This is a genomic window from Sulfolobus acidocaldarius DSM 639, assembly GCF_000012285.1.
In the GTDB taxonomy this organism is placed as follows: Archaea; Thermoproteota; Thermoprotei_A; order Sulfolobales; family Sulfolobaceae; genus Sulfolobus; species Sulfolobus acidocaldarius.
Map to the genome: position 1 here is coordinate 1,770,137 of NC_007181.1, position 21,043 is coordinate 1,791,179.

Here is a 21,043-nt window from a genome sequence, read left to right on the forward strand (position 1 = left end):
AATGTGGATGAAAGGTATTTTGATACTAATTCTAGTCTTTATTGCATCCTTTATCTCACTCTACGTTTATGAGTATTTTTCACTTAACGGTTTGAACAGCAGTGTTGTAGAAAAATTGAGTTATTCTCTCTTACTCTTCCCATTAGATAAAAATGTCTCTTCCAAATTCATCGTTTTCCCACAGGGCTGTTTGCATTTAAACGCAAGCATATTAAGGTTAAGTAATGGGTCGTATCTAACTACATACTCAAACTCTTACGGTAACATCTCATATATCTCCCACTATCCAATACTTCTGGGTGTCAATTTCACTGACCCTGACGCATGCAAAATAGGCTTAATGAAGAGTATTAGGGTACAGTTAATATACGAAAATGTAACTAAATTTGATGGTATCACAGTTCTTAACTACCATCAGAATACCATATCTCAAGGTCTAGGATTTCCATTTCTTATAGGTAAAGTCCTTGGTAACCAATTTCTGGTTAAGCTATCTGATGGTTACCTTGTGATAAACTCCGTTGTCCAAAGGGGAAACATAGTTCAGATAAAGTTGACTGAGATAAAGGCTCCTATAATAATCAATGGTGAAACGTTAGAGTCATTGATTGCCATTTCCCTTATTATTTCATTGATGGTGTATGGGATATTGAGCTCGCTCAGAAACAGGTGAGAGATATGCTGAATCCAGCATTAGATCTTAGAGTAATCAAGTTGGAAATCAATAGGCTCGTTAACTCACTGGGCTTCTGGGTATATCTCTCCCTCTCCCTATTTACGTTTGTAGTCAGTTTCTCATCGGCTAAAGTACTATTACTCTTTATTTATCCACTTTTAGCATCCGTTCTGACAAACTATTACCTGGGCTCTGACTTAAGAAGGAGGGTGGACTTTAACATATCCTATCATTATGGGATTGATATTAAGAGGATCTTCATAAATAAATTACTTCTGCAGTCAGCGCTAATGTCTCCAATACCCTTAATGAGTTTAGCCCTTATTTCCTCTAAAAACAGCGGACTCGCCTTGACAACTATGTATATCCTCATATTCCTAGTCCAGTATGTAAATAACATATTTTTTCCTGTGGCAGTGACTTTCGCTTCAAACCCAAATAAGTTAGAAGATCTTGGAATAGTTTACCCGTTGGTCACCAGCTTCTTGGCTCCAGAGCTCTTTACCATACTCCTGTCAGTTTTCTACTTCGCTAAGAGGACTATACTACAAATTGTATTCATAATATCCTCTATTCAGATACCTAATCTGTTCCCATTATATATACAGGATGAGGCAAGCTATGTGAGTGCCGGGATTCCTAATGAGCCTGTATTATTACAAGTTCTTTATCACAATCTCTTGGTCTTGGTTCTGCTACTCACGTACAATTCTATTTTAGTCCTCTTATCAATTAGACTACTAGGGAGGAAGGAGGTGATGAGCAGATGATTACCCTTAAACACCTTGTGAAGAGGTTTGGTAAGAAAGTGGTTTTAGACGATGTCTCCTTAGAAGTTAGAGAGGGATACACTGCGTTAGTTGGTCCAAACGGTGCAGGAAAATCTACTCTCTTAGGGGTGTTAGCAGGTGTCTATAAGTATGAGGGAGAATGCCATATTTTAGGAATTGAGTGTCGTGACAGTAAGCGGATTCACGAGAGGGTTTCCTTTAGCATTGACACGCCCGTATTTCCCGATATCAAAGTGAGAAACATTCTTAAGATAGCTGAGGCTGATGAGGAGATAGTCTATCAACTAGGTGCTGAGGAGATACTTAAAAAGAACTTCAACTCACTGTCCACTGGACAAGCTAAGTTAGTCAGCATATCAATAGCCCTAGGTAGGGACGCAGACCTTTACATACTAGACGAGCCTACAGCTAACTTAGACCCGGATAAGAGGGTCAGGTTTTATGACGTATTGCTCCGTAAGGCGAAGAACGTCTTTATAGCTAGCCATGAGCTTTCAGAGGTTAACAATATAGCATCGAACCTGGTTATAATCAGGAGAGGTAAGATAGTATTTAATGGGACCCTGAAGGAGCTCAGTAATAAGTACGGTAACTTGGTCATTATTAAAACAAATAGACCTCAGGAAATCATTAAGCTCTTGGGTAGAGGGAATCATTTTGGGAACTCTGTACTTATAGAGGGTGAGTCGACTTTGGAAAGTATCCTGACTGAGCTTAAAAGTAAGGATGTGAACATGGAATGGGTTCTCGGTATAGATGTAGCTGATCTAAGTGTCTTTTACAGGAGGATGGTCGAGGAAGATGAAAAGCTGGATAGTAAAAGAGATTAAAATAAACGGGTTAAGCTACTTCGGTCCCTTAATATTCACAGTGTTGCCCATAGCCGAAAGGATATACAAAATAAGTCTGAACTCTTACATAATGATAAACTATCTCATACTAGTTATTTTCTTGTCCTTTATCTGTACTTATTTAGTTTTAAGTAACCTGTTTAACGGAATAATGTACACGTTAACCTATACTGTTGGAATATCCCCTAAGGAAATTATACTCACCAGACTATTCCTGTTCTCCACCATACCAGTTCTACCAATTGCCATGGCATTGTGGATGACCTCATCATTAACTACACTTGCGAAATTCATTATCCAGATCTACATTTTGGTGTTAATGTCCACTATTATCGGGATAATATTTAAGAACGACATCATTGCTCTGATTATGGACTTCATTATAAGTGCACTGGGACTTAGTGTTAAAATAAACTTCCTATTCCCATTCCTATCAGGTCAACTCAATCCGTTGTCAGGAATAATAGTGGTGTTGCTCTTAGCCCTTACCATTTACCTATTGAGTAACGTTGAACTACAAAAGGTAGAACGTGTTTAAAGTTTTCTAAGCCACATAATGTCTAATTCGGGCTAATGGAGGTAGTAGATTGGTCTCCTTGGGCAATACAGACTAAACCTGAAGCATATTGGGAGATTTCCGATACAGATCTTAAAAGTAATGTATTGTGATTATGAGGAGACTAAGAACTAACGATGTGAGGAAAGCCTCGCCTTTTATGGTGAGGATGGAGCCAGATTGCATGGATATGTATCTCCTTCTTGATACGTGCTATATCAAGACTAATTCCCTAGAGTAGGACATCTCATCAAGTCTCCCCTGAACTAATAGACTTAAATATTCAGCTTTATGAAAAGAATGTATGGTTTGGAAGAGAACTATCTCCGCAAAGGCACTTGAGAAGGCAAAGTACGCATCTGTCAAGGTGGAAGATAAAGTAATTTTTATGGCTAACATTAAGGGCAAACTGTATGCAATGGACGCAGTATGTAGCCACGCAAGGTGCATATTGGGTCAACTGGATGAGGAGAAACTAACTGTAAAGTGCTTCTGTCATCATGCTGTGTTTGATTTAAATACTGGTAATATGTTAGAACCACCATACGTAGCACCTGATGCACCCAAGGAGAAACTAGGGCTTAAGACATACCAGATCAGGGACAATAGTGGATGGATAGAGGTAGACGTGTGAGGGAGGTATAATACAAAACGAGAAAAGCCTTTTCATTTAGGGAGGAAGTCAGATTTCTTACTTATGTTTTCTGTAATTCTAGCTAATAAAATCTCATGGTTTCTAACTGAATAAGTCCATTGCACATTCAGATATAATTTATAATTATAAAAGTTGATAGACAATCATGAGTGTCGAAATAAACAATAATGGAATAACAATAAAGATTCCCGGTCTCTCGTATAACGTAATGATCAAGAGAGACGATATAACAAGGATAGAGGAGACAACTGCACCCGATGAAATTTGTAATTTACTTAGGACTAAGGGCGTAATATTTGCAGGAACTACAATAGACGGAAAAGTCACGTACTATAACCTTAGAAAGGGTGGAAAGTGTCTGGAGGTAACACTGAAGGATGGGAGGAAAGTTTACATAGGCACTTGACCACTCTCCATAGGCCTCCATGAGGGAGAGCTTAACCCTGAGACCTCAGCCTACGTGAGGCTATATCTAAAGAGTCATAATCGTGAAGTCATGGGAAATAATATGTAACGCCCGTAACTATCTGTAATCGTAATTAATAACAGGTATTTCGATCTTATTGGCATCACTAACAACAACTGCTGGGGTAAGCTCAGCTCCTCATTTGACTATTCTGGCGTTATATCTTTGGGAAATGTTCTTCTTTAATAAAATTGTAGATCTCTTTTCTTCCGTCTTTTATTTCATATCCAGAGAGTATTGTCACCCATTACCTTTACTTATGTTAAATTAATGAACGTTTACCTGTAAATATTAATTTTTTAACTATAATACTTGTCCTGTCATAATTAGTTTACACCAAAAATATAATGAAATATAAATATCCATTTGCGTAATAATTCTCTATGAGATACGCGATCGTAACAGGAGGAGGGAGCGGAATAGGTTATACAACCTCAATAAAGTTAGCCTCACTGGGTTATGGTGTAATAATGGGAGACATTGCCCCAAACATAGAGGAGAAAGCAAAAAGCGTTAGGGAAGCCACAAAAAACGAGAAAGTCATAGGCTTACACCTAGACGTAACAGACTGGGACAGCTGTAACGCGTTCTACAACAAAGCCCTCAGTTCTCTAGGAATAGACCATGTAGACATACTCATAAATAATGCCGGAATATTGAGGGACGCCCTTTTCGTTAAAATGACCAGAGAGCAGTGGGACCAAGTGATCAAAGTCCACTTGTACGGAGCGTTCAACATGACGAAACAGGTAGTTGAGGGGATGATAAAGTATCAGTGGGGGAGAATAATCAACATGTCCTCAATCAGTTGGAAAGGTAACGTAGGACAGGCAAACTACTCAGCTGCAAAGGCTGGCTTAATAGGGTTCACAAAGACATTGGCAAAGGAGTTAGGTAAGTACAACATAACAGTCAACGCCATAGTCCCAGGGTTTATTGACACACCCATGACTGCCCCACTACCTGACAAGATAAAGAAGATGTTCCTGGAGAGGATCCCCGCAGGTAGGATGGGCAGACCAGAGGAAATCTCTAACATTATAGCCTTCCTAGTCTCTGATGAGGCGTCATACATAAGCGGGGCTGAGATCGAAGTAACTGGAGGCTTCTCACAGTGATAGTCAGGGGGGAAAAGCTAGAAGAGTTAGATAACCCTTTTTCCATAGTCAAAGCATTAGAGGAGAGAAGTTCCTCAGACCACGTAGCAGTAAGCTACTTTGGAAGGAAGATAAGTTACAGGCAACTCAACTACATGGTCAATTCAGTATCCTCTAGTCTAGACCTGGAGAAGGGCGACGTTGTACTCCTGTCCATGCAGAATATCCCACAGTTTATAATAGCTGAGTTCGCCATATGGAAAAGGGGAGGGATTGTCTTACCAGTGAACCCCTCTTATACAGAGAGGGAGCTGGATTACCTTATCCAGGACTCTGGGGCTAAGCTAATGATAGCCTCATGTGAGTCTATTAGCACAGACAAGATACCTGTGGTCAGGACAAATCCAGAGACATTTGGTCCAATACCAAGTGAGTACAGTAAGGCTTGGAAGTTGAAGGACTGTAATGAGGAACTCGATTTTAAATCAGGTGGTAAACAAGCTAATGGACACGAAACCGATGTGAGATCAGACGATATAGCACTACTAGTTTACACCTCTGGGACTACAGGTAAACCTAAAGGTGTACCAATAACCCATTCAAACATCTTTGCCTCCTCTACTATATACAAACACTGGTTCAAGTTTAGTGAGAGGGACAAGAACCTGGCTATTGCCCCCTTCTTTCACATAACAGGTCAGATCTTTGGGATAACGTCCTCAATTCTCTCCGGTTCTGAGATAACTACTTTCTTCAGGTTTAACCCAGACCTTACCCTGAGGGTGGTTGAGGAGGAAAAGACCACAGTTACCATGGCAGTTGCCACAGCTTACACCTCCATGGTCAATGCGTACAAGGGTGAGGAAGACCTATCCTCTATGAGGTTGTGGTCCTCAGGAGGTATGGCTATGCCCCGTTCATTAGAGATGAAGTGGAAGGAAAAGCTGGGCTCATGGATATACATGGCATGGGGTCTAACAGAGACCACTTCACCTGCGACACTGTGGCCATATCCTTATGAAGGGGACTTACCCCTTGACAGTGAGTACAACGTGGTAAGTTCTGGTATACCTGTCTATAACACTGAGGTAATGGTCAGCAATGACGGGGAACTCCTGGTCAGGGGACCACAGGTCGTCTCGGGGTATTGGAGGATGGAGAAGTTTAAGGACGGTTGGTTGCCCACAGGCGATATTGGAAAAATAGAGAACGGGTGGGTCTACATTATTGACAGGAAGAAAGACGTGATTAACGCATCAGGCTTTAAGGTCATGCCCAGGGAAGTGGAAGAGGTCTTGTATATGCACCCTGCTGTGGAAGAGGTGGCAGTGGTCTCAGTAGTTGATGAATACAGGGGAGAGACAGTTGGGGCTTTCATAAAGCTCAGGGAACAGTTCAGTGAGAGTGACGAGCTGAAGAAGGACATTATTGACTTCTGTAGGCAACGTCTAGCTCCGTATAAAGTGCCTAAAGTGGTCAACTTTGTAAAGGAAATACCTAAAACCCCATCAGGCAAAATTATGAGGAGGGCGTTCAGGAATGAAAATAAGTGAAGTTAAAGTAACCAAGCTTTCCTCAAAGGAGTTCTATGAAAGGGACGCATTGGCTGTTAAGGGAGGGGCAGAGCACTTCATGGACGTCGCTGTGGTAAGTGTTGTGACTAGCAACGGAGAAATAGGCTACGGTGAAGCTATAGCTTACGGTATACTTGATGTTGTCTCTACAACAATTGAAAAAATCTACAGACCTCTGTTACTGGGAGAGGAGTCCTCTAACATCCTGGGACTATGGAATAAGATGTATAAGACCACCTTCAGGCTAGGGAGAAGGGGTGTCACAATATCCTCACTGAGCGGTGTGGATATCGCTCTGTGGGACTTGCTGGGCAAGGAGCTGGGATCCCCAGTCTACAAATTGCTTGGAGGGGAGAGGAGGAGGATAAGAGGGTACATCACTGGAGGATATTACAGGCAAGATAAGGATATGGAGAAACTACTGGAGGAGGTCAAAGGGTATATTGAAAAGGGGTTTACTTCGGTAAAGATTAAGATAGGTGGGTTAAGTGTTCAAGAGGACATGAAGAGGCTTAACGCAATAAGGGAGAACTTTGGGAATTCACTGAACATTGCTGTAGACGCGAACAATGTATATGACTTCAACACAGCCCTAAAGGTGGGAAGGGAATTGGAGAAGTTAGGAGTGATGTTCTTCGAGGAACCCATATCCACTGACTTACCAGACCTGAGTGCAGAGCTTACTAGGGCGTTAGACATACCAATAGCTGGATATGAAACAGCTTCGACACTCTTCGAGTACAGAGATCTCATCACTAAGCGTTCAGTTGACATAGTCCAGGTGGACGCATCGTGGAACGGAGGGATAACCGAAATGGTGAGAATAGGTAACTTGGCTAGGGCGTTTGGACTACCTGTAGTTCCCCATTACTCTGCAGGTGGGATAAGTTTTGTTGCCAGCCTACATTCAGCCCTTGTGATAGACTCACCTATAATCGAGTACCATTTAAGGTATAATCCCCTGAGGGAGAGCTTAGCAGGAGAGGCTATAAGGTATGAGAACGGTGAGTTTTTGCCCCCAGATAAGCCTGGTCTGGGAATTAGTTTAGATGAGAGGGTCATAGAGAAATACAGGGTTGAGTGAAATGATAGTTGGGTTCTCAAGTTCAATACACAAAAAATATGAGGGGTCAACATTCCAGCTTTTGGCTGAGACTGTAAGTAAAGCCCTAGATATGGCTACTGTTGACCTGAAGGACATAGACGGTCTGTTTTACACTGTCTTACCGGGAGTTTTTGACGGAAAGGCATCACTACACTTCTCGTCATTTCAGATACCCTCTTTCCTTGGAATAAGACCCAAAGTAATAGAGCTTGTGGAGTATGGCGGACCCTCAGCACTGACCATGGTTTACAGGGCAGAGAAGTTAATTGAGGCTGGAGAGATAGACACAGCCCTATGTGTAGTTGGGGGAAAGGCTTCCTTCCTGAGGGAGAATAAGGTTACAGTGGATGCTGTAGACAGGTTCCTGGGGAGTGTGCAACTGACCCCTTACGACGACCTTTTCAGAGTTTATCAAGACCTTAACCCTGTAAGTGACTACGCCCTGGTAGCAAAAAGGCATTCAAAGTTGTTCGGAACCAGTGATGAACAGAGAGCCTTAATCGCAGTTATGCAGAGGAAAAATGCCCTAGGAAATGAGAGGGCGATGTACAGGACACCGTTGACTGTTAAGGACGTTTTAGAGTCCAGAGTGGTGAGCGACCCTTTGAGGCTCCTTGAGATAGTCTACCCCGTTGACGGCTTCCACGTGTTTGTTGTGAGTAAGCACCAGAGGAAGTCTGATGTGAGACCTTTGAAGGTCGAGTTTTACGGTGAGTCCCACTGGTCTGAGATGCCTCCAGAACTACCTGACATAGTTTACACCCCTGCAGTGGAGAGCAGTAAGGGGGTTAACCTTGAGAGGATTGACGCTTTCCAGCTCTATGACTCATTTACAATCACTGTAATGCTCCAGATGGAGGACATAGGCTTGACCAAGAAGGGGAAGGGTGGGGAGTTTGTGGAGAGGACTGACATCACCTATCAGGGTGAGGTCCCTGTGAACACTGGTGGAGGGTCATTAAATGTAGGTCAGCCTGCCTTCATGAGTGGTGGTGTGATCCTAGAGGAGGCTATACTCCAGCTGAATAACATGGCTACTAACCACCAAGTGAAAGACGTTAACAGGGTATTGATAAATGGCATAGGAGGGTGGAACAGGGGTCACTCAGTTACCATGGTTTTGGGTGAGGGAAATGTTTGAAGAGATAAAGAAGAAATACCAAGAAATGTTTAGAGAAGAGAAACTACCATATCTAAAGTGCACTAGATGCGGTCACTCCTTCTACTACCCCAGGGACTACTGCCCAAAATGTAGGAGTAGGGAGCTTGAGGTGAAGGAGAGTAGGGGGATTGGGTCAGTGTTCTCTGTGACAAAGTTCAGAGACAGAGACAACAAAGAAGTCTATTACGGTATAGTGGAACTAGAGGAGGGGTTTAGGTTGTACACAAACTTCCTTGTGCCAGTAGAGATAGGGGATAAGGTCAGGGTGAAATTCCTGGGGAAGGAATCAAAGGTACCGTATTTTGAGAAGATATAAGACTTCTACCACAGCTTAAGTAATAACTTTATTTACTCTCCCCAATGAGGGATCTCATCTTAGGAAGGAAAATTTTTAAGATCTTCTCCAAGAAACGACTCCAGAGTGGATCTACTGTTAGCGCAAAAACGTAGGTATAACTTACACCTTGTCTATTCGCTCGTGTATTCTTCTACCTTGCTTAATTCAATGTTAAATCAGAGGTTAATGAATTTCTACGAGAAAAATGAGAGAAACAAAAATATAGCGAACCAAAATTCAGTTGTGGTGTAATTTTAAAGTGCGATATGAGTTTGGGAATCGTCATGATATACTTGAGAAATCCGTTACTATGTTCTCATTTAACCATGGGGGATAGAAAAGAAGTTTATATATTAATAGGGCTAGTTACTAAATATGTTTGAAGAGAGCAGAGTCACCAGGAATTACCGAATAACAATACCAGCTACTATCAGGCAAAAACTGGGAATCAGGGTCGGTGATAAACTCATAGTGTATACCGAGGGTGATAAAATAATACTGGTCAAAAAGAAGGGTGACTTAGTGTCCTTAAACCTAAAGTTAGGTAGGAAGTTTACTGATGAAGAGGTCAATAAAGTAATAGAGGAAGCAGGAGAGGAAGTTGGAGGGAGTTGTTGACACCAATTTCGTCATAGATGGGATTTTCCTGAACCATATCTTTCATGAACAAGTACTAAAGGATGGAAAAAGTTAGATAAAGCCTACTTGCCATTTATTAGTATAGTGGAAATTGCTTACTTCTTGGTGAAGAATGGGATTGAAGTCAGGAGCGTCATAGAGAGTACACTCAGTGACCCTAAAGTGGAAGTTATCGAGAACATCCTTGAGGACTTGTATTTTGCAATAAGGAGTGAGCCAAGAAAATATGATGACTTTTAATGACTTCCTGATAATTTCCACCACGAGGAGATTAGGGCTAAGTGTGTTAACGTTCGATAAAAAGCTAAAAAGTAAAATAAGTTAGCAATAAGTAGAGTGACACGAGATGTTGTTCCACTGTCTAAACCCTTTAGAGAGGAGTAAGAGTTCAATTGTCTCATCATGTTAATACCTCTTGAGTTCGAACCACTACAACGCTCTCAAGCCTTTTAACTTCCCCAATGTAGTCACAGAAACGAACCGTAAAACTGAATTCATGGTCAATTTAGCGTATTATAGTCCTGTTTTAGTAATCTGTCTAAGAGAGTAATACCTGTCTTTAATTAATTTCAACAGTCTAATAATTTTTTACTGTTGAATAATAAAATATTTAATATAATGAAATAGATATAATCTATCTGGTTACCATAAATTGTTAGGTAGAATTTAAATACGAACGTTACGTGAATAACCCTTATATGGACAAGAGTGAAGCAAAAGGAGTACCAGAAGAGCCCAAACGTCATTTGAGTTTCACAGATATTGTTTTCCTCTCCATAGGTGGACAGTCACCCTTCCTAAGCATATTGACTTACGGTGTCGTAGCCTTACTATATGCAGGTCTGTTTGGTCCAATAGCCATTATTCTGGGCACACTACTTGTCTTGGTGAACGGGATGTCTGTCTATGAACTGTCTAAGAGGTTTACAAAGGAGGGTGGATATTACACTTATGCCTTCTATTCACTCAGCAAAAGGCTAGGATTTGAGACAGGTTGGATGTACATACTCTACTCAACTACTTATGGTGCAGGTTATGTTTTCGGTACTGCGTATGTCCTATACCACGTGTTGAACATCAACCCCTGGATCGTGACACTAGGTGTAATGTCAATCTCCGCACTTCTCGGTATACTCGGAATAAAGATAAGCACAAAATACGCCATATTTGCTACTCTACTTGAGATAATAATGATGACTGCACTTGCAGTTCTCCTGATCCAATCAACTGGCTTCCACCTGTATAACCCCTTCAGTTTGAAGCTGAATTTAAGCCAATTAGCCATAGCAATCCTATTTGGATCAAGCATCCCAACAGGTTACGGGTCAATTGCTCCAATATCAGGTGAGACTAAAAACGCCAGGAATGTTATAAGTAAGGCTATTATAACAGTAATCCTGGTAGGTGGACTCCTGGCAGCCTTTGACGTATATGCTATAGGTACATATGTCTCTTACTTCCACCTATCCATGAACAATGTGGATATCTTGACATTAATAAGGGACAGACTGGGTTTACTCACATTAGTATTTGTGCTATTCGCATCAATCAATGACGGAATTGTGGGGAGCCTTGCGTTTCTGACTGCCACCTCACGGACAGTGTTCGCTATGGCTTCGTCAAACTTCTTACCGAAATTCTTTGCAAAGTTTGAAAGCTATAAGGGACCAGTGAGGGCAGTCCTCTTATCTGTTCTGATATACTTTGCCATAATCTCCGTGGGACTGTACTTCCTGAGAAGTATCTTCACAGCCTTCATACTTATATCCTCCGTAGCCTTGTTTGCCAACCTCTTTGTCCACTTGTCTGCTAACTTCTCCCTCATCAGGATATCCATAAAGAAAGTACTCAAGAGGAAAATACAGTTAATCGTAGGTGTTGCCTCAGCCCTTTACACAGTATACGAACTAATATACTCTATTGCAGGTTCAGTACCTATAGTAGTATACGTATTCATGTCATGGATAATTATAGGTTTCCTGATAGCTGAGATCTACAGTATGATGGAGACTGAGAGTGAGTAGTATATAAGGAGAAAAGACACACACCTGTCCTTCTCTCTAAACATTAAACCAGTTGTCTTCAATCCCTGGAGGGACAACTCCTAAGCCCCTCTGTATATAAATCTTTCTTAGCTCACCTCTAAGACGGAGTTTAATACGCCCTCACCCAGTACACTACCATGGCAGTTACTAATTTCATACTGAGAAGGAAGTGGTTGATAATAGCTGTCTGGGTAGTTATTTTGATCCTTATCACCCCAGCAGTGATGAACTACACCAAGTACATTTCCTACTCCACAGGGCAGAGCTTACCGTCTAACAGCGAGTCTGCGATAGTGAACAAGATTTTGAACGGGACTTCTTATAACAACGATACTCTAATAGTAGTTGTCAAGGAAAACCCATTTACCCCTTACTCAGCAAACCAGTCACTCTCCTTCCAGAACTCAACGTTGTCTAAGAATATTCCATACCTGTCAAGTGTTCAGTCACCTTTCAGCGACTACATAAATTTCCTAACGGCTGTGCTTTCAGGTGTTTACCACAACACTACCCTAGCCCACCAGTACTCAGTCAAGTACGTTGAACAGAACGGTCTGAAAGGGGCTCCCAGTTTCATCACCTCTAGGTATGTCAGCCCTGACAACACCACATTCCTCCTATTTCTGACATTCAATAAGTCATCTGGTTTCATACTACCAAACGGTGAAACCCCCTCTCAACAGGCTTACCCCGTGGTCAAAGACATCGCCCAAAAGTACTTCGGCGATAACGCCTCACTTACAGGTGAGGGGGCTATAGCCTATGAGACCCAACAGATAACCTCTAAGAACGCATTTGCCTTTGGCTTAGTGTTTATAATACTCGCCATTGCCGTAGGGATAACGTTAAGGTCTTACAAGGGTTCGCTAGTCTCTCTCCTGTTCATATCCGTAACCACGCTCATAGGCTATTTTGCCATTTTTTTAGTGGGCGCCCTAGTCACTAATGTGGACTTCGTAGTTAACTATACCCTAACTGCAGTGTTGGTTGGTGTTACTACTGACTATGTTGTCTTCATCCTAGCTAGATTCAGACAGGAGTTGAGGGAGGGGAGGGAAGACAAAGCTGCTCTAGAGGTAGCCTCTAGTAAAGCTGGGAGGGCAGTCCTCATAAGTGGGCTAACTGTGGGAATTAGCTTATTATCCTTCTCCTTAGTCCCCAACTTCCTGAGCTGGGGGCTAGTACTTTTCTCAGCTGTTGTAATATCGACCGCGTTGATCTTAACACTGTTACCATCAATACTCGCTATTACTGGGAAGAGAGTTTTTACAAAAGGTGGGCTAAACACAGTGACGACAGAGAACCTTGAGAGATCTTGGTTCTACAGGGTGAGTGACCTCTCAGTCAGGAGAAAATACGTTGTGGCTGTAGTCATCTTGGCTTTAGCTATACCGGCTATCCTGTTCTTCCTAAACCTTCCCACTACCTATAACTTTAACGCAGGGTTACCATCAAGCCTTCCCTCAGTTAAGGCTTTGAACTTCATTGAGGACAAGTTTGGTGCCAATGAGCTTTACCCTATCATAGTCCTAATGAAAGTTAACGGTAGTAGTGATCTAAACTCCAACAACACAGCACTGAAAAACCAGATCATAGCAACAGCTAAGGAGATACTCTCAACCCCTGGCATAACAAAGGTTTACGGACCATATGTTAATGGGCAGGAGATTGCAAACAACACAAACATCTCAGCGTTTGTCGTGGGTGGTAGCTACTTGTTGTTCACCGCTTACACTGAATACGACCCGTTCTCATCTAACGCAATACACACAGTTAACGCATTGAGACAGTACCACGACCTCCTAGTTGGTGGCTTGACTTCTTCAGTCATCGACCAGCAAGCTGAGACTACCCAAGACTTTACAGAGTTAGAAGTGTTGATAACACTATTTGTAGCCCTGATCATTGGCATATCCTTTAAGTCCTGGAAGTTCCCCCTGATCTCCATTTCAGGTGTGCTGATAAGTATAACCTGGGCGACAGGGCTCCTCTACTTGATCTCTAGGTTTGTCCTGAACCAAGCCCTTATCTACCTTATACCAGTAATACTCTTCGTTATACTGATGAGTTTAGGAAATGACTACACTGTGTTCATAATATCAAGGGTAGTCGAGGATATGCAGGAACACGGAGAGAAGAGGGGGATTCAGCTTGCCATATCGAGGACGGGAATAGTAGTCACCTCTCTGGGACTAATACTTGCTGCGTCATTGGGTGCACTAGCCTTAATCCCCATTGGGTTCCTTGAGCAGTTGGGCATAGCGTTCATAATATCGCTTTTGATAGACACGTTTGTGATAAGGACGATCTATTTCCCTGCGATGCTTTCAATACTTAAGGTTAAGAGGAAGAGTGAGACAAGGAAGGGAAGGGTGATGGACTGAAGTCTTAATGTGTTTCTACAAAACTGTTTTCCCATACACTGTTGTTCCTTCGTTTTATCGAAAATCGAGGTCAGGTGTAGTGAATTTGCCCTTAGTTACCTGTGGATCTTGACGAAAGTTAGGTCATGGGACTCCTTTGAGCCGAATGGCACGGCTCATACATGTCCACTACCCACTTCAGGGACAGAGCTCCCATCAGATAAGTAATCACCTACACACGATAAAAATGACTTCAAAGAGACTTGTCAATAAAAAGGGTATAAAGACGAACAAGTGCCCATATACTTAACTTAAACTAGAGAGTTATAGCGGGATTTTATACATGTCGTACTTCCACATGACCACATCTAGGTACCCAGGAATGATCCGATTAATATGTTTCCAAGTTTTCTCGCCACAGTGGTAATAAGGAAAACTTAGCTGAAACAATGACTGACTTTTTATCTGGTCTTCGGCGAGCTTAAACACGCAGTTCCAGAAGTCCTTTAACCTCTCCTTTTCGCGGTCGGTAATATTCTTACTATTAGGACTATGTCCGAATAACCTAGCGTAAGTGAAATGATGAATATGAGTATCAACAGCTACTGGAATATTCTCAGGGTCACTGATCTTGAACAGACCCAAGCTCCACATAACTCTTAAGTAGAAGGCAGATAGTTTGGAACCTCCTAGTCCTCTAAACTCTTCAACTTGTTCCAACACCTCATATACAGACTTCTCCCTATCAGTTATGTTTCTGGGGTCAGAGTTAAAACGAGCTTGGAGCTTTTCTGCTATATCTATCCAATAACCAGCACCGTATTTTGGTGACCTCGGTCTTACCATACTCCTTAATATTTCACTCAAATCGTCTTGCTTGTTCTTATAGCCCGTAATGACTTCAGGGTAAAATAGTCCATAGGGTACGGTAGGGTATCTAGTACTCTTGTTCATTGAGACCTCATATAGCTTTCTGAGGTTCTCCCACAGTTTGTCAGAGTCAGTCATGTAATCTAAAGCTACACCGAAAGTGAAATAAAGAGAAGCCTCTTTACTGCACATCTCTAGTCCTTTAGGGAGGGTATATTCAGGCGGAATAATTATACTCTTATTTTCTTGTGTCCCTTGTATTACTTCAGGCAACTTGCTAAACTCACTAACAGCTACCCTAGCTATCTTTATGGCTATATCCTTAGCCTTGTCTAATCTGGAGTTAAGATTGAAACTCATTATGTAATTTTATAGAGAGATCAAATTTATTAATTTTATTCTTTTACTAATTAAAGATGTTTAGGGTAAAAATGATCAGTGAATATTTATTATTTTATTACTTTAAGTAAATCAAGATCATCAAACCTAAAGATCACGGCATCTTGCGAGGTTACTTGACTTAGAAAAATATCTACACTTATCTTCACTAGTTTCTTCCTATGTCTCAACTAGATAAAAGGGTATGAGGGCTCCTAAAGTGATTCTCTATCTAAAGAAAGAGTTTCTCTTAAAACTCTTCATGACCAGCTCTCTGTTATAGCCTATACATGATGCAAGAATTGAGCGTATTTCAATCCTGCATAACTTATACGCCCTTAACACGCCTCTCGATTACGTTATCGAATATGATAAGTAGATACTTCATGGGGATATACCCTATAAAATTTTAAAGGACTCTCTTAGTACCTATGCTTCACTTGCTTGACTTAAACACTTTTTACTTCATTATAATAGAGTCCTTTTCTTATCATCAAAGTTCTTAATGAACTTCTCCGTAGAGAAATGGGAAAGTAAATAGTTAAAATGTTCATTACTGACCTCTTCTACTCAATAATTAAAGTTCTATATAAAAATGAATACGGCCTTCAATTTCTTATGGGACTTTTAAATGTGGCTCTCAACATTCATTCAAATGATATATACTTACTTTCAATCCCTTATGGGATTCTTCCTACCTTTTGAGATGCTTTCACCGATCTATGTTAAAGCAAACTTTCAATCCCTTATGGGATTCTTCCTCGTTTTCAATAAATGTCTATAGGGATGAATGTGACTTTCAATCCCTTATGGGATTCTTCGATACGTTGCAGGCAGATGATGAGAGATGATGATATGCTTTCAATCCCTTATGGGATTCTTCTGATGTATTTATTATTCCCTTATCCTAAATTTGACGTTCTTGTTAATAAACTTTTGCTTAAGCCCCTAACTTAATCATGCGACCTTGAATCCTAGTAATTATGTTTAGGTCTTTTGGTCGCATAGTGCTTAACTAGAGTTGAAAGATGGTTGTGCATTTATAAATGTTAAGGGGTTGTGACTAAGTTGGGATAGGTTGCATTGAGACTCGAAAAATGACGTTTATAAACCTTATGACGAAATCGAAAATTATGGTAAGATTACACCTAGTATTAACTACTTAAATCGTAAGGTCACCTTGAAAAGTTTTTCATAATTTTCTTTGCTCATAGTATAATTTTTCAAAAGACGTTCATAGTAGTGTTTATAAATAAATTTATAAATTCCCTTCTTTTATCTAAAATTAAACAACCTCTATTACTGAAAAGTATTTAGAAGGAAACTTAATCTCTCCTACATGAAAATTTCCCTCGATGTACCAAAACAAGAGGGGAATCGGCATTTCATATATCAGTCTATAAATCACACTATCATCTCTCTCCTTTTCGTCGATTCATCTTATTTTAATGACCCACAGTCTGGAGATACTTCTCTGTAAATGTAGCCTGAAAGGGGATCTATTGTTTGAAGAGAATATGGAGTATGTGTTGAAGAACTTAAAGTTTGCAATACTATTATTAAAGGAAGTGTTTAATGTCAAAGAGGTAAGGGTAGTAATGGACAAAACCATCTAAATGGGATTAAATAAGGAGGAGCCCATCGATATACCTCCATTATAGCAATGAATGGTTATAAGTCCACAAACTATAGACATGAAATTCTACGATAAACTCAGGGAAAAGTTTAAGGCATATATTACACCGTCCTGAAGATAGACTAACTTCTGATCTTCCGCAACTAAGGGTCCTCCTATGGAGGAATTTGATCTCCCTAAGGCTTCGTCAACCGCAGGAGAGCTAAGTAACTTGTGTTTGTAAGAAACAACTTCTCTACGACCGTCAATACACTTTTAATGACTTAGAACACTCCTAGAATTTATGGAGTAAAGTAGCTTAATCTTGACTACATAATAAGAGGGATGATGGAGTTCACTTGCGTAAAAATAAGGAGTTAGAGAGTTGAACATACTTGTTAAAAAAGGGACTACACAACGGTGTAAGTAAAATTGTGTTTAAGTATAACGAATGCTACACTCAACACGAAAGGTTTAGACGAGACGGACCATATATTCCTGTCTTAATAAGTCAGTTAACTCCCATGTGTAATTATGGTGTGTGGTAAAAAATAACTTTTTATTGTGAAGTTTAAGTCCACCTAGTCTTAACAGGGAAAATCAAATGAAAATTCTCCGTTGTACACTAGATATGTCAGTGTCATAACTCATAGTCTCTTAAAGTCTCTCATGGTCCACCACGGTGTCATACCGTTTTGTTTTTATCAGTAGTGTGGTTTTTCCTTATCGTCCGTAAACTTATAAGGTATATTAAAGGAGTTATTCTCATATGATTAAAGTAATATTTGGCGACTCAAGAAACATGAGCGAAGTTGAGGACAAGAGCATAGGACTAGTTCTGACTTCTCCTCCTTATTATAACGCCCCCTTTGACTTTCCCGACCTGTTCCCTAGTTATGAGGAGTATTTGAATTTACTAAGGGACGTTGGCAAAGAGCTATACAGGGTATTGGATGACGGTAGAGTGGCTGTTTTCGTTACCTCAGATGTTAGGATTGAAGGAGTGCTCTACCCTATTGTTGCTGACCTAATAAGAATAATGACAGACCTTGGCTTCAAGTACCAAGAGCGTATAATATGGAAGAAGCCTGAGGGTTACATAAGGATAAGTAGGAGGAGTGGTGTTTTAATACAGCACCCTTATCCACTATACTACTACCCCGATAACGTGTATGAGGACATAGTAGTTTTCAAAAAGCCTGGAAAGTTCCACACTACTAACCAAGAAAAAAGCAAGATAGACGTGAACAAGTTCCAGAAGGAAAAGTGGTACCTCAACGTGTGGGAGATTACTAACGTACTTCCAAACAACAAATACTCAAAGTTCACTGCACCCTTCCCTGAAGAACTCGCTAATAGGATTGTCACCCTATATTCCTATGTGGGGGACACAGTACTTGACCCATTTGCAGGGACTGGGACTACACTGTACGTGGCTAGGATATTAAGTAGAAATGCAGTGGGATATGAGATAGACCTGGAGTTAAAGGAAGTGATCAGGGAGAGGGTTGGGCATCCTACCTTATTTGACAACCATGAGGTCGTATTCGTGGAGAGGAGTGACGCTAAGAGGCTTAGGACTAAGCTGAGGGAAAAAATAAACGAAAAGTTAGAAAAGAAATCTCAGTGAGAGAAGAGTGGATGATCCGGATATGAAGTTCTATGGAAAGATAGAGGGTATAAGGTACAAAGCTTCTTTTAAAATGCCTGTACTTCACGAGTACTCTCTTTTAAAGGAGGGAATAGAGAATCAGACAGCGTTTATATACAAATTGGGAAGTCACAAATTTGCCGTGAGTTGGTGGGTCTCTCCTAAACGCACCAGGTCTTACCCTTATGCAAGGGTGTATAACACGTTACAATTTTCAGGTAAAAAAGTCACAATCATACCTGTAATGAAGGATGAGGGAGAGGAAGGAGATAGAGATTTCATACAGTGGGATACGATATCCCTAATGAGCCTACTAGGTGTATATGTGATCCTAGGATATTACGTTGAAGCTTCTAAAAAGTCGCAGGGCAAAATTACCAGTCAGAGATTCGACTACGAGTACCTAAAAGCTCAATTTGAGGAATTATCTAATTGGCAATCTGATGCACTGCACTGGAACATAAATCAAGTGAATAAAATAGGTGACCTGATGAATATGGCTATTGAAGCTTATGAGAGAATTTCCCAGAGATTAAATGTAAGATTAAAAGATATTCAGTCTGCCAAAAATAAGGCGGAAGAGGTTTATAGAGACCTGGAAAAATTTAAAAATCATTCTAGGACACAGTCAGAAAAAGCTCAACAGAGGGAAGTGTTGACCACTCAGCCCAAGGAGAATATAACAGGTGAGAAAGCTCCTATAGATATCGAGAATTACCTAGGGGGATTATATCACTTCACTATTGATGAAGCATACGTGAATTTACAGTCGAAGACTGCATGTATAGTGGAAGCGAAAAACAGTAAGTCTAACTGTTTACCTTCAGAGGAGGATATCAAGGATGGACTATTGAAGATGATAATATTCCTTAACCTCAGTGAGCTATATTATGAGTATGGTGATGCGTATATTAGGATTGAACATATTAACCCTTTCTTAAAATTAACTGGTGTCTGTGAATCCTTCAAGCCTAGACATAAAGTAGTCCTAGAAGAACTTTTAAGAGAAGCTAAAGAAAATAACTTGAAAATAATACTAAACCAGAAGGTCATTGACGTTAAGGGGAGCGAGATATTATATTATACTGACTTTATGTGCTAACGATCTAGAGACGCCACTTCAAATTCAAGGTCTGGAAGATAAGAGCACTGGTTTTTAAGTCTCGCCACAATAAATTTAGACTACGACAAAATAGTCATTAAATCTTCCAAGAACTACTCTCATCTGACTCCCCTCTCGCCTGAAGGGCTAGAATTCTCTTAGGGCGGTTCATTGGTTTGTGGTTAAGGTATTCAAATACATTCAAAAACTTCACTCTCTTTGGCTCCGTGTTGTTATATAATACCCTTCAAATTGAAGGTACTCTTGACATGAGAAGAAATTTTTCCCAAAGTTCAGTAATTTATCGTCATTAATTAGCTAGACCTGAATGAACTTCTTAAACTTCTCTGAAATGACTGTAACATGACCGGACTCTTACATGGAATCGAGCCCTTTGTGAGACGAACTGTATATTTACAGTACTCACGATGTATCAAATAACTTTACATACTTATTCTCTACACACTATTGCAGACCTTTAACTTAGAGTAAGTTTATAATCCTTTCACCTATTTCGTCATTGATCTTTTGACCAGAACTAAGCACTAGTCTTATACCCAAGTCCTTAACTTTTTCATAAGTCACTACTTTCCACTTAGTTGGGTCTTTAGGGTATTCCGTTACGTTCTTTGCAAATTTAATAACTTTTATAGGTAAGAGTATAGGCCATTCGCCCTCAGGCTAATACTTCTGGTTTAGTTCCTTACTTTCTCTTAGTTCCCCGTAAAGCACTATTCCACCTGGAAAGTTTTGAGCCTTAGATAGATAAAGGAAAACTCCGACTCCTTTAGAAAAGTAAGAGAATCCTCTCCTTGTTCCCCAGAGGAAGGTGTCAGAAGGATATTGCTTAATGATGTCACTCCTCTTTTCAAGATAATCTGTTAGGCTTTGACTGAAATTCACCAACCTTCCTTTCAACAATAAGTACACAATTTATACACTCTATTTAAGGTTAAAAGTTTAGATCTTGTCTTATCATATGTGGACTACAATTTTGTCCACTTCATAAAATTCAATTTCATTCTCACTTATGCAAAGTATATTTAGACCAAATCGTGTTGTAGAAGAATATTTTCACCCACCTCATTATCGTGCTTCCTGTTGAGTTCC

At 40.5% G+C, this 21,043-nt stretch carries 21 protein-coding genes; 19 read left to right on the forward strand and 2 right to left on the reverse strand.

Annotated elements, in window-relative coordinates:
• Window position 1 precedes the first annotated feature (1 nt).
• The 15 genes from SACI_RS09465 (at window position 2) to SACI_RS09530 (ending at window position 14,338) form a co-directional block, all read left to right on the forward strand.
• A complete protein-coding gene (locus SACI_RS09465) occupies window positions 2-673 on the forward strand; it encodes a hypothetical protein (protein WP_015385737.1) in 672 nt (223 codons plus the stop codon).
• 5 nt (window positions 674-678) lie between these two features.
• Window positions 679-1,446, forward strand: coding sequence for a hypothetical protein (locus SACI_RS11995; protein ID WP_011278765.1), 768 nt, complete (start codon window positions 679-681; stop codon window positions 1,444-1,446).
• On the forward strand, window positions 1,443-2,297 hold the full coding sequence (locus tag SACI_RS09475) for an ABC transporter ATP-binding protein (RefSeq protein WP_011278766.1): 855 nt from the start codon (window positions 1,443-1,445) through the stop codon (window positions 2,295-2,297). Before SACI_RS11995 ends, SACI_RS09475 begins: the two co-directional genes overlap by 4 nt.
• Window positions 2,269-2,856, forward strand: a complete 588-nt coding sequence (locus SACI_RS09480; protein WP_011278767.1) for a hypothetical protein — start codon at window positions 2,269-2,271, stop codon at window positions 2,854-2,856. Before SACI_RS09475 ends, SACI_RS09480 begins: the two co-directional genes overlap by 29 nt.
• Before the next feature lie 322 nt (window positions 2,857-3,178).
• Entirely contained in the window at window positions 3,179-3,508 is a 330-nt protein-coding gene (gene sdx, locus SACI_RS09485) for a sulredoxin (protein ID WP_011278768.1), read from the forward strand.
• 166 nt (window positions 3,509-3,674) lie between these two features.
• Window positions 3,675-3,935 carry a hypothetical protein gene (locus SACI_RS09490; RefSeq protein WP_011278769.1) on the forward strand — a complete coding sequence of 87 codons (261 nt, stop codon included), beginning with the start codon at window positions 3,675-3,677 and terminating at the stop codon, window positions 3,933-3,935.
• A 443-nt stretch (window positions 3,936-4,378) separates the two neighbouring features.
• On the forward strand, window positions 4,379-5,113 hold the full coding sequence (locus tag SACI_RS09495) for a beta-ketoacyl-ACP reductase (RefSeq protein ID WP_011278770.1): 735 nt from the start codon (window positions 4,379-4,381) through the stop codon (window positions 5,111-5,113).
• A complete protein-coding gene (locus tag SACI_RS09500; protein ID WP_011278771.1) occupies window positions 5,110-6,645 on the forward strand; it encodes an AMP-binding protein in 1,536 nt (511 codons plus the stop codon). Before SACI_RS09495 ends, SACI_RS09500 begins: the two co-directional genes overlap by 4 nt.
• Window positions 6,632-7,750: an arabinonate dehydratase gene (araD, locus tag SACI_RS09505; protein WP_011278772.1), complete on the forward strand. Its 1,119-nt coding sequence runs from the start codon at window positions 6,632-6,634 to the stop codon at window positions 7,748-7,750. Before SACI_RS09500 ends, araD begins: the two co-directional genes overlap by 14 nt.
• 1 nt (window position 7,751) lies before the next feature.
• The gene (locus SACI_RS09510) at window positions 7,752-8,912 is read left to right on the forward strand and encodes a thiolase family protein (protein ID WP_011278773.1); all 1,161 of its coding nucleotides are present in this window, start codon (window positions 7,752-7,754) and stop codon (window positions 8,910-8,912) included.
• On the forward strand, window positions 8,905-9,249 hold the full coding sequence (locus SACI_RS09515) for a Zn-ribbon domain-containing OB-fold protein (protein WP_011278774.1): 345 nt from the start codon (window positions 8,905-8,907) through the stop codon (window positions 9,247-9,249). The genes SACI_RS09510 and SACI_RS09515 overlap by 8 nt, the downstream gene beginning before the upstream one ends.
• 396 nt (window positions 9,250-9,645) lie before the next feature.
• On the forward strand, window positions 9,646-9,888 hold the full coding sequence (locus tag SACI_RS09520) for an AbrB/MazE/SpoVT family DNA-binding domain-containing protein (RefSeq protein ID WP_011278775.1): 243 nt from the start codon (window positions 9,646-9,648) through the stop codon (window positions 9,886-9,888).
• A gap of 105 nt (window positions 9,889-9,993) precedes the next feature.
• Window positions 9,994-10,149, forward strand: a complete 156-nt coding sequence (locus tag SACI_RS12000) for a hypothetical protein (protein ID WP_162465564.1) — start codon at window positions 9,994-9,996, stop codon at window positions 10,147-10,149.
• Between the two features lie 458 nt (window positions 10,150-10,607).
• Window positions 10,608-11,933, forward strand: coding sequence for an APC family permease (locus SACI_RS09525; protein ID WP_015385888.1), 1,326 nt, complete (start codon window positions 10,608-10,610; stop codon window positions 11,931-11,933).
• A gap of 158 nt (window positions 11,934-12,091) precedes the next feature.
• Entirely contained in the window at window positions 12,092-14,338 is a 2,247-nt protein-coding gene (locus SACI_RS09530; protein ID WP_011278777.1) for an MMPL family transporter, read from the forward strand.
• 303 nt (window positions 14,339-14,641) lie between these two features.
• Here SACI_RS09530 and SACI_RS09535 read toward each other — a convergent pair whose 3' ends face one another.
• A complete protein-coding gene (locus tag SACI_RS09535) occupies window positions 14,642-15,547 on the reverse strand; it encodes a hypothetical protein (protein ID WP_011278778.1) in 906 nt (301 codons plus the stop codon).
• Between the two features lie 740 nt (window positions 15,548-16,287).
• On the opposite strand from SACI_RS09535, the gene SACI_RS12420 reads away from it, so the two are divergent.
• The 4 genes from SACI_RS12420 (at window position 16,288) to SACI_RS09550 (ending at window position 19,933) form a co-directional block, all read left to right on the forward strand.
• Window positions 16,288-16,416, forward strand: a complete 129-nt coding sequence (locus tag SACI_RS12420; RefSeq protein WP_420834780.1) for a hypothetical protein — start codon at window positions 16,288-16,290, stop codon at window positions 16,414-16,416.
• 651 nt (window positions 16,417-17,067) lie between these two features.
• Window positions 17,068-17,181, forward strand: coding sequence for a serine/threonine protein kinase (locus tag SACI_RS09540; RefSeq protein ID WP_230937928.1), 114 nt, complete (start codon window positions 17,068-17,070; stop codon window positions 17,179-17,181).
• 768 nt (window positions 17,182-17,949) lie between these two features.
• The gene (locus SACI_RS09545) at window positions 17,950-18,810 is read left to right on the forward strand and encodes a DNA-methyltransferase (RefSeq protein WP_011278779.1); all 861 of its coding nucleotides are present in this window, start codon (window positions 17,950-17,952) and stop codon (window positions 18,808-18,810) included.
• A 7-nt stretch (window positions 18,811-18,817) separates the two neighbouring features.
• Window positions 18,818-19,933 carry a hypothetical protein gene (locus tag SACI_RS09550; RefSeq protein WP_011278780.1) on the forward strand — a complete coding sequence of 372 codons (1,116 nt, stop codon included), beginning with the start codon at window positions 18,818-18,820 and terminating at the stop codon, window positions 19,931-19,933.
• A 681-nt stretch (window positions 19,934-20,614) separates the two neighbouring features.
• Here the strand turns inward: SACI_RS09550 and SACI_RS09555 are convergent.
• Window positions 20,615-20,863: a hypothetical protein gene (locus SACI_RS09555; protein ID WP_015385742.1), complete on the reverse strand. Its 249-nt coding sequence runs from the start codon at window positions 20,861-20,863 to the stop codon at window positions 20,615-20,617.
• Between the last annotated feature and the right edge of the window lie 180 nt (window positions 20,864-21,043).

What these genes read in the sequence shown, in the direction of transcription:
- SACI_RS09465 (WP_015385737.1), top strand. Translation starts at nt 2, where the DNA reads ATGTGGATGAAAGGTATTTTGATACTAATTCTAGTCTTTATTGCATCC.
- SACI_RS11995 (WP_011278765.1), top strand. Translation starts at nt 679, where the DNA reads ATGCTGAATCCAGCATTAGATCTTAGAGTAATCAAGTTGGAAATCAAT.
- SACI_RS09475 (WP_011278766.1), top strand. Translation starts at nt 1,443, where the DNA reads ATGATTACCCTTAAACACCTTGTGAAGAGGTTTGGTAAGAAAGTGGTT.
- SACI_RS09480 (WP_011278767.1), top strand. Translation starts at nt 2,269, where the DNA reads ATGAAAAGCTGGATAGTAAAAGAGATTAAAATAAACGGGTTAAGCTAC.
- sdx (WP_011278768.1), top strand. Translation starts at nt 3,179, where the DNA reads ATGGTTTGGAAGAGAACTATCTCCGCAAAGGCACTTGAGAAGGCAAAG.
- SACI_RS09490 (WP_011278769.1), top strand. Translation starts at nt 3,675, where the DNA reads ATGAGTGTCGAAATAAACAATAATGGAATAACAATAAAGATTCCCGGT.
- SACI_RS09495 (WP_011278770.1), top strand. Translation starts at nt 4,379, where the DNA reads ATGAGATACGCGATCGTAACAGGAGGAGGGAGCGGAATAGGTTATACA.
- araD (WP_011278772.1), top strand. Translation starts at nt 6,632, where the DNA reads ATGAAAATAAGTGAAGTTAAAGTAACCAAGCTTTCCTCAAAGGAGTTC.
- SACI_RS09510 (WP_011278773.1), top strand. Translation starts at nt 7,752, where the DNA reads ATGATAGTTGGGTTCTCAAGTTCAATACACAAAAAATATGAGGGGTCA.
- SACI_RS09515 (WP_011278774.1), top strand. Translation starts at nt 8,905, where the DNA reads ATGTTTGAAGAGATAAAGAAGAAATACCAAGAAATGTTTAGAGAAGAG.
- SACI_RS09520 (WP_011278775.1), top strand. Translation starts at nt 9,646, where the DNA reads ATGTTTGAAGAGAGCAGAGTCACCAGGAATTACCGAATAACAATACCA.
- SACI_RS09525 (WP_015385888.1), top strand. Translation starts at nt 10,608, where the DNA reads ATGGACAAGAGTGAAGCAAAAGGAGTACCAGAAGAGCCCAAACGTCAT.
- SACI_RS09530 (WP_011278777.1), top strand. Translation starts at nt 12,092, where the DNA reads ATGGCAGTTACTAATTTCATACTGAGAAGGAAGTGGTTGATAATAGCT.
- SACI_RS09535 (WP_011278778.1), bottom strand. Translation starts at nt 15,547, where the DNA reads ATGAGTTTCAATCTTAACTCCAGATTAGACAAGGCTAAGGATATAGCC.
- SACI_RS12420 (WP_420834780.1), top strand. Translation starts at nt 16,288, where the DNA reads ATGTTAAAGCAAACTTTCAATCCCTTATGGGATTCTTCCTCGTTTTCA.
- SACI_RS09545 (WP_011278779.1), top strand. Translation starts at nt 17,950, where the DNA reads ATGATTAAAGTAATATTTGGCGACTCAAGAAACATGAGCGAAGTTGAG.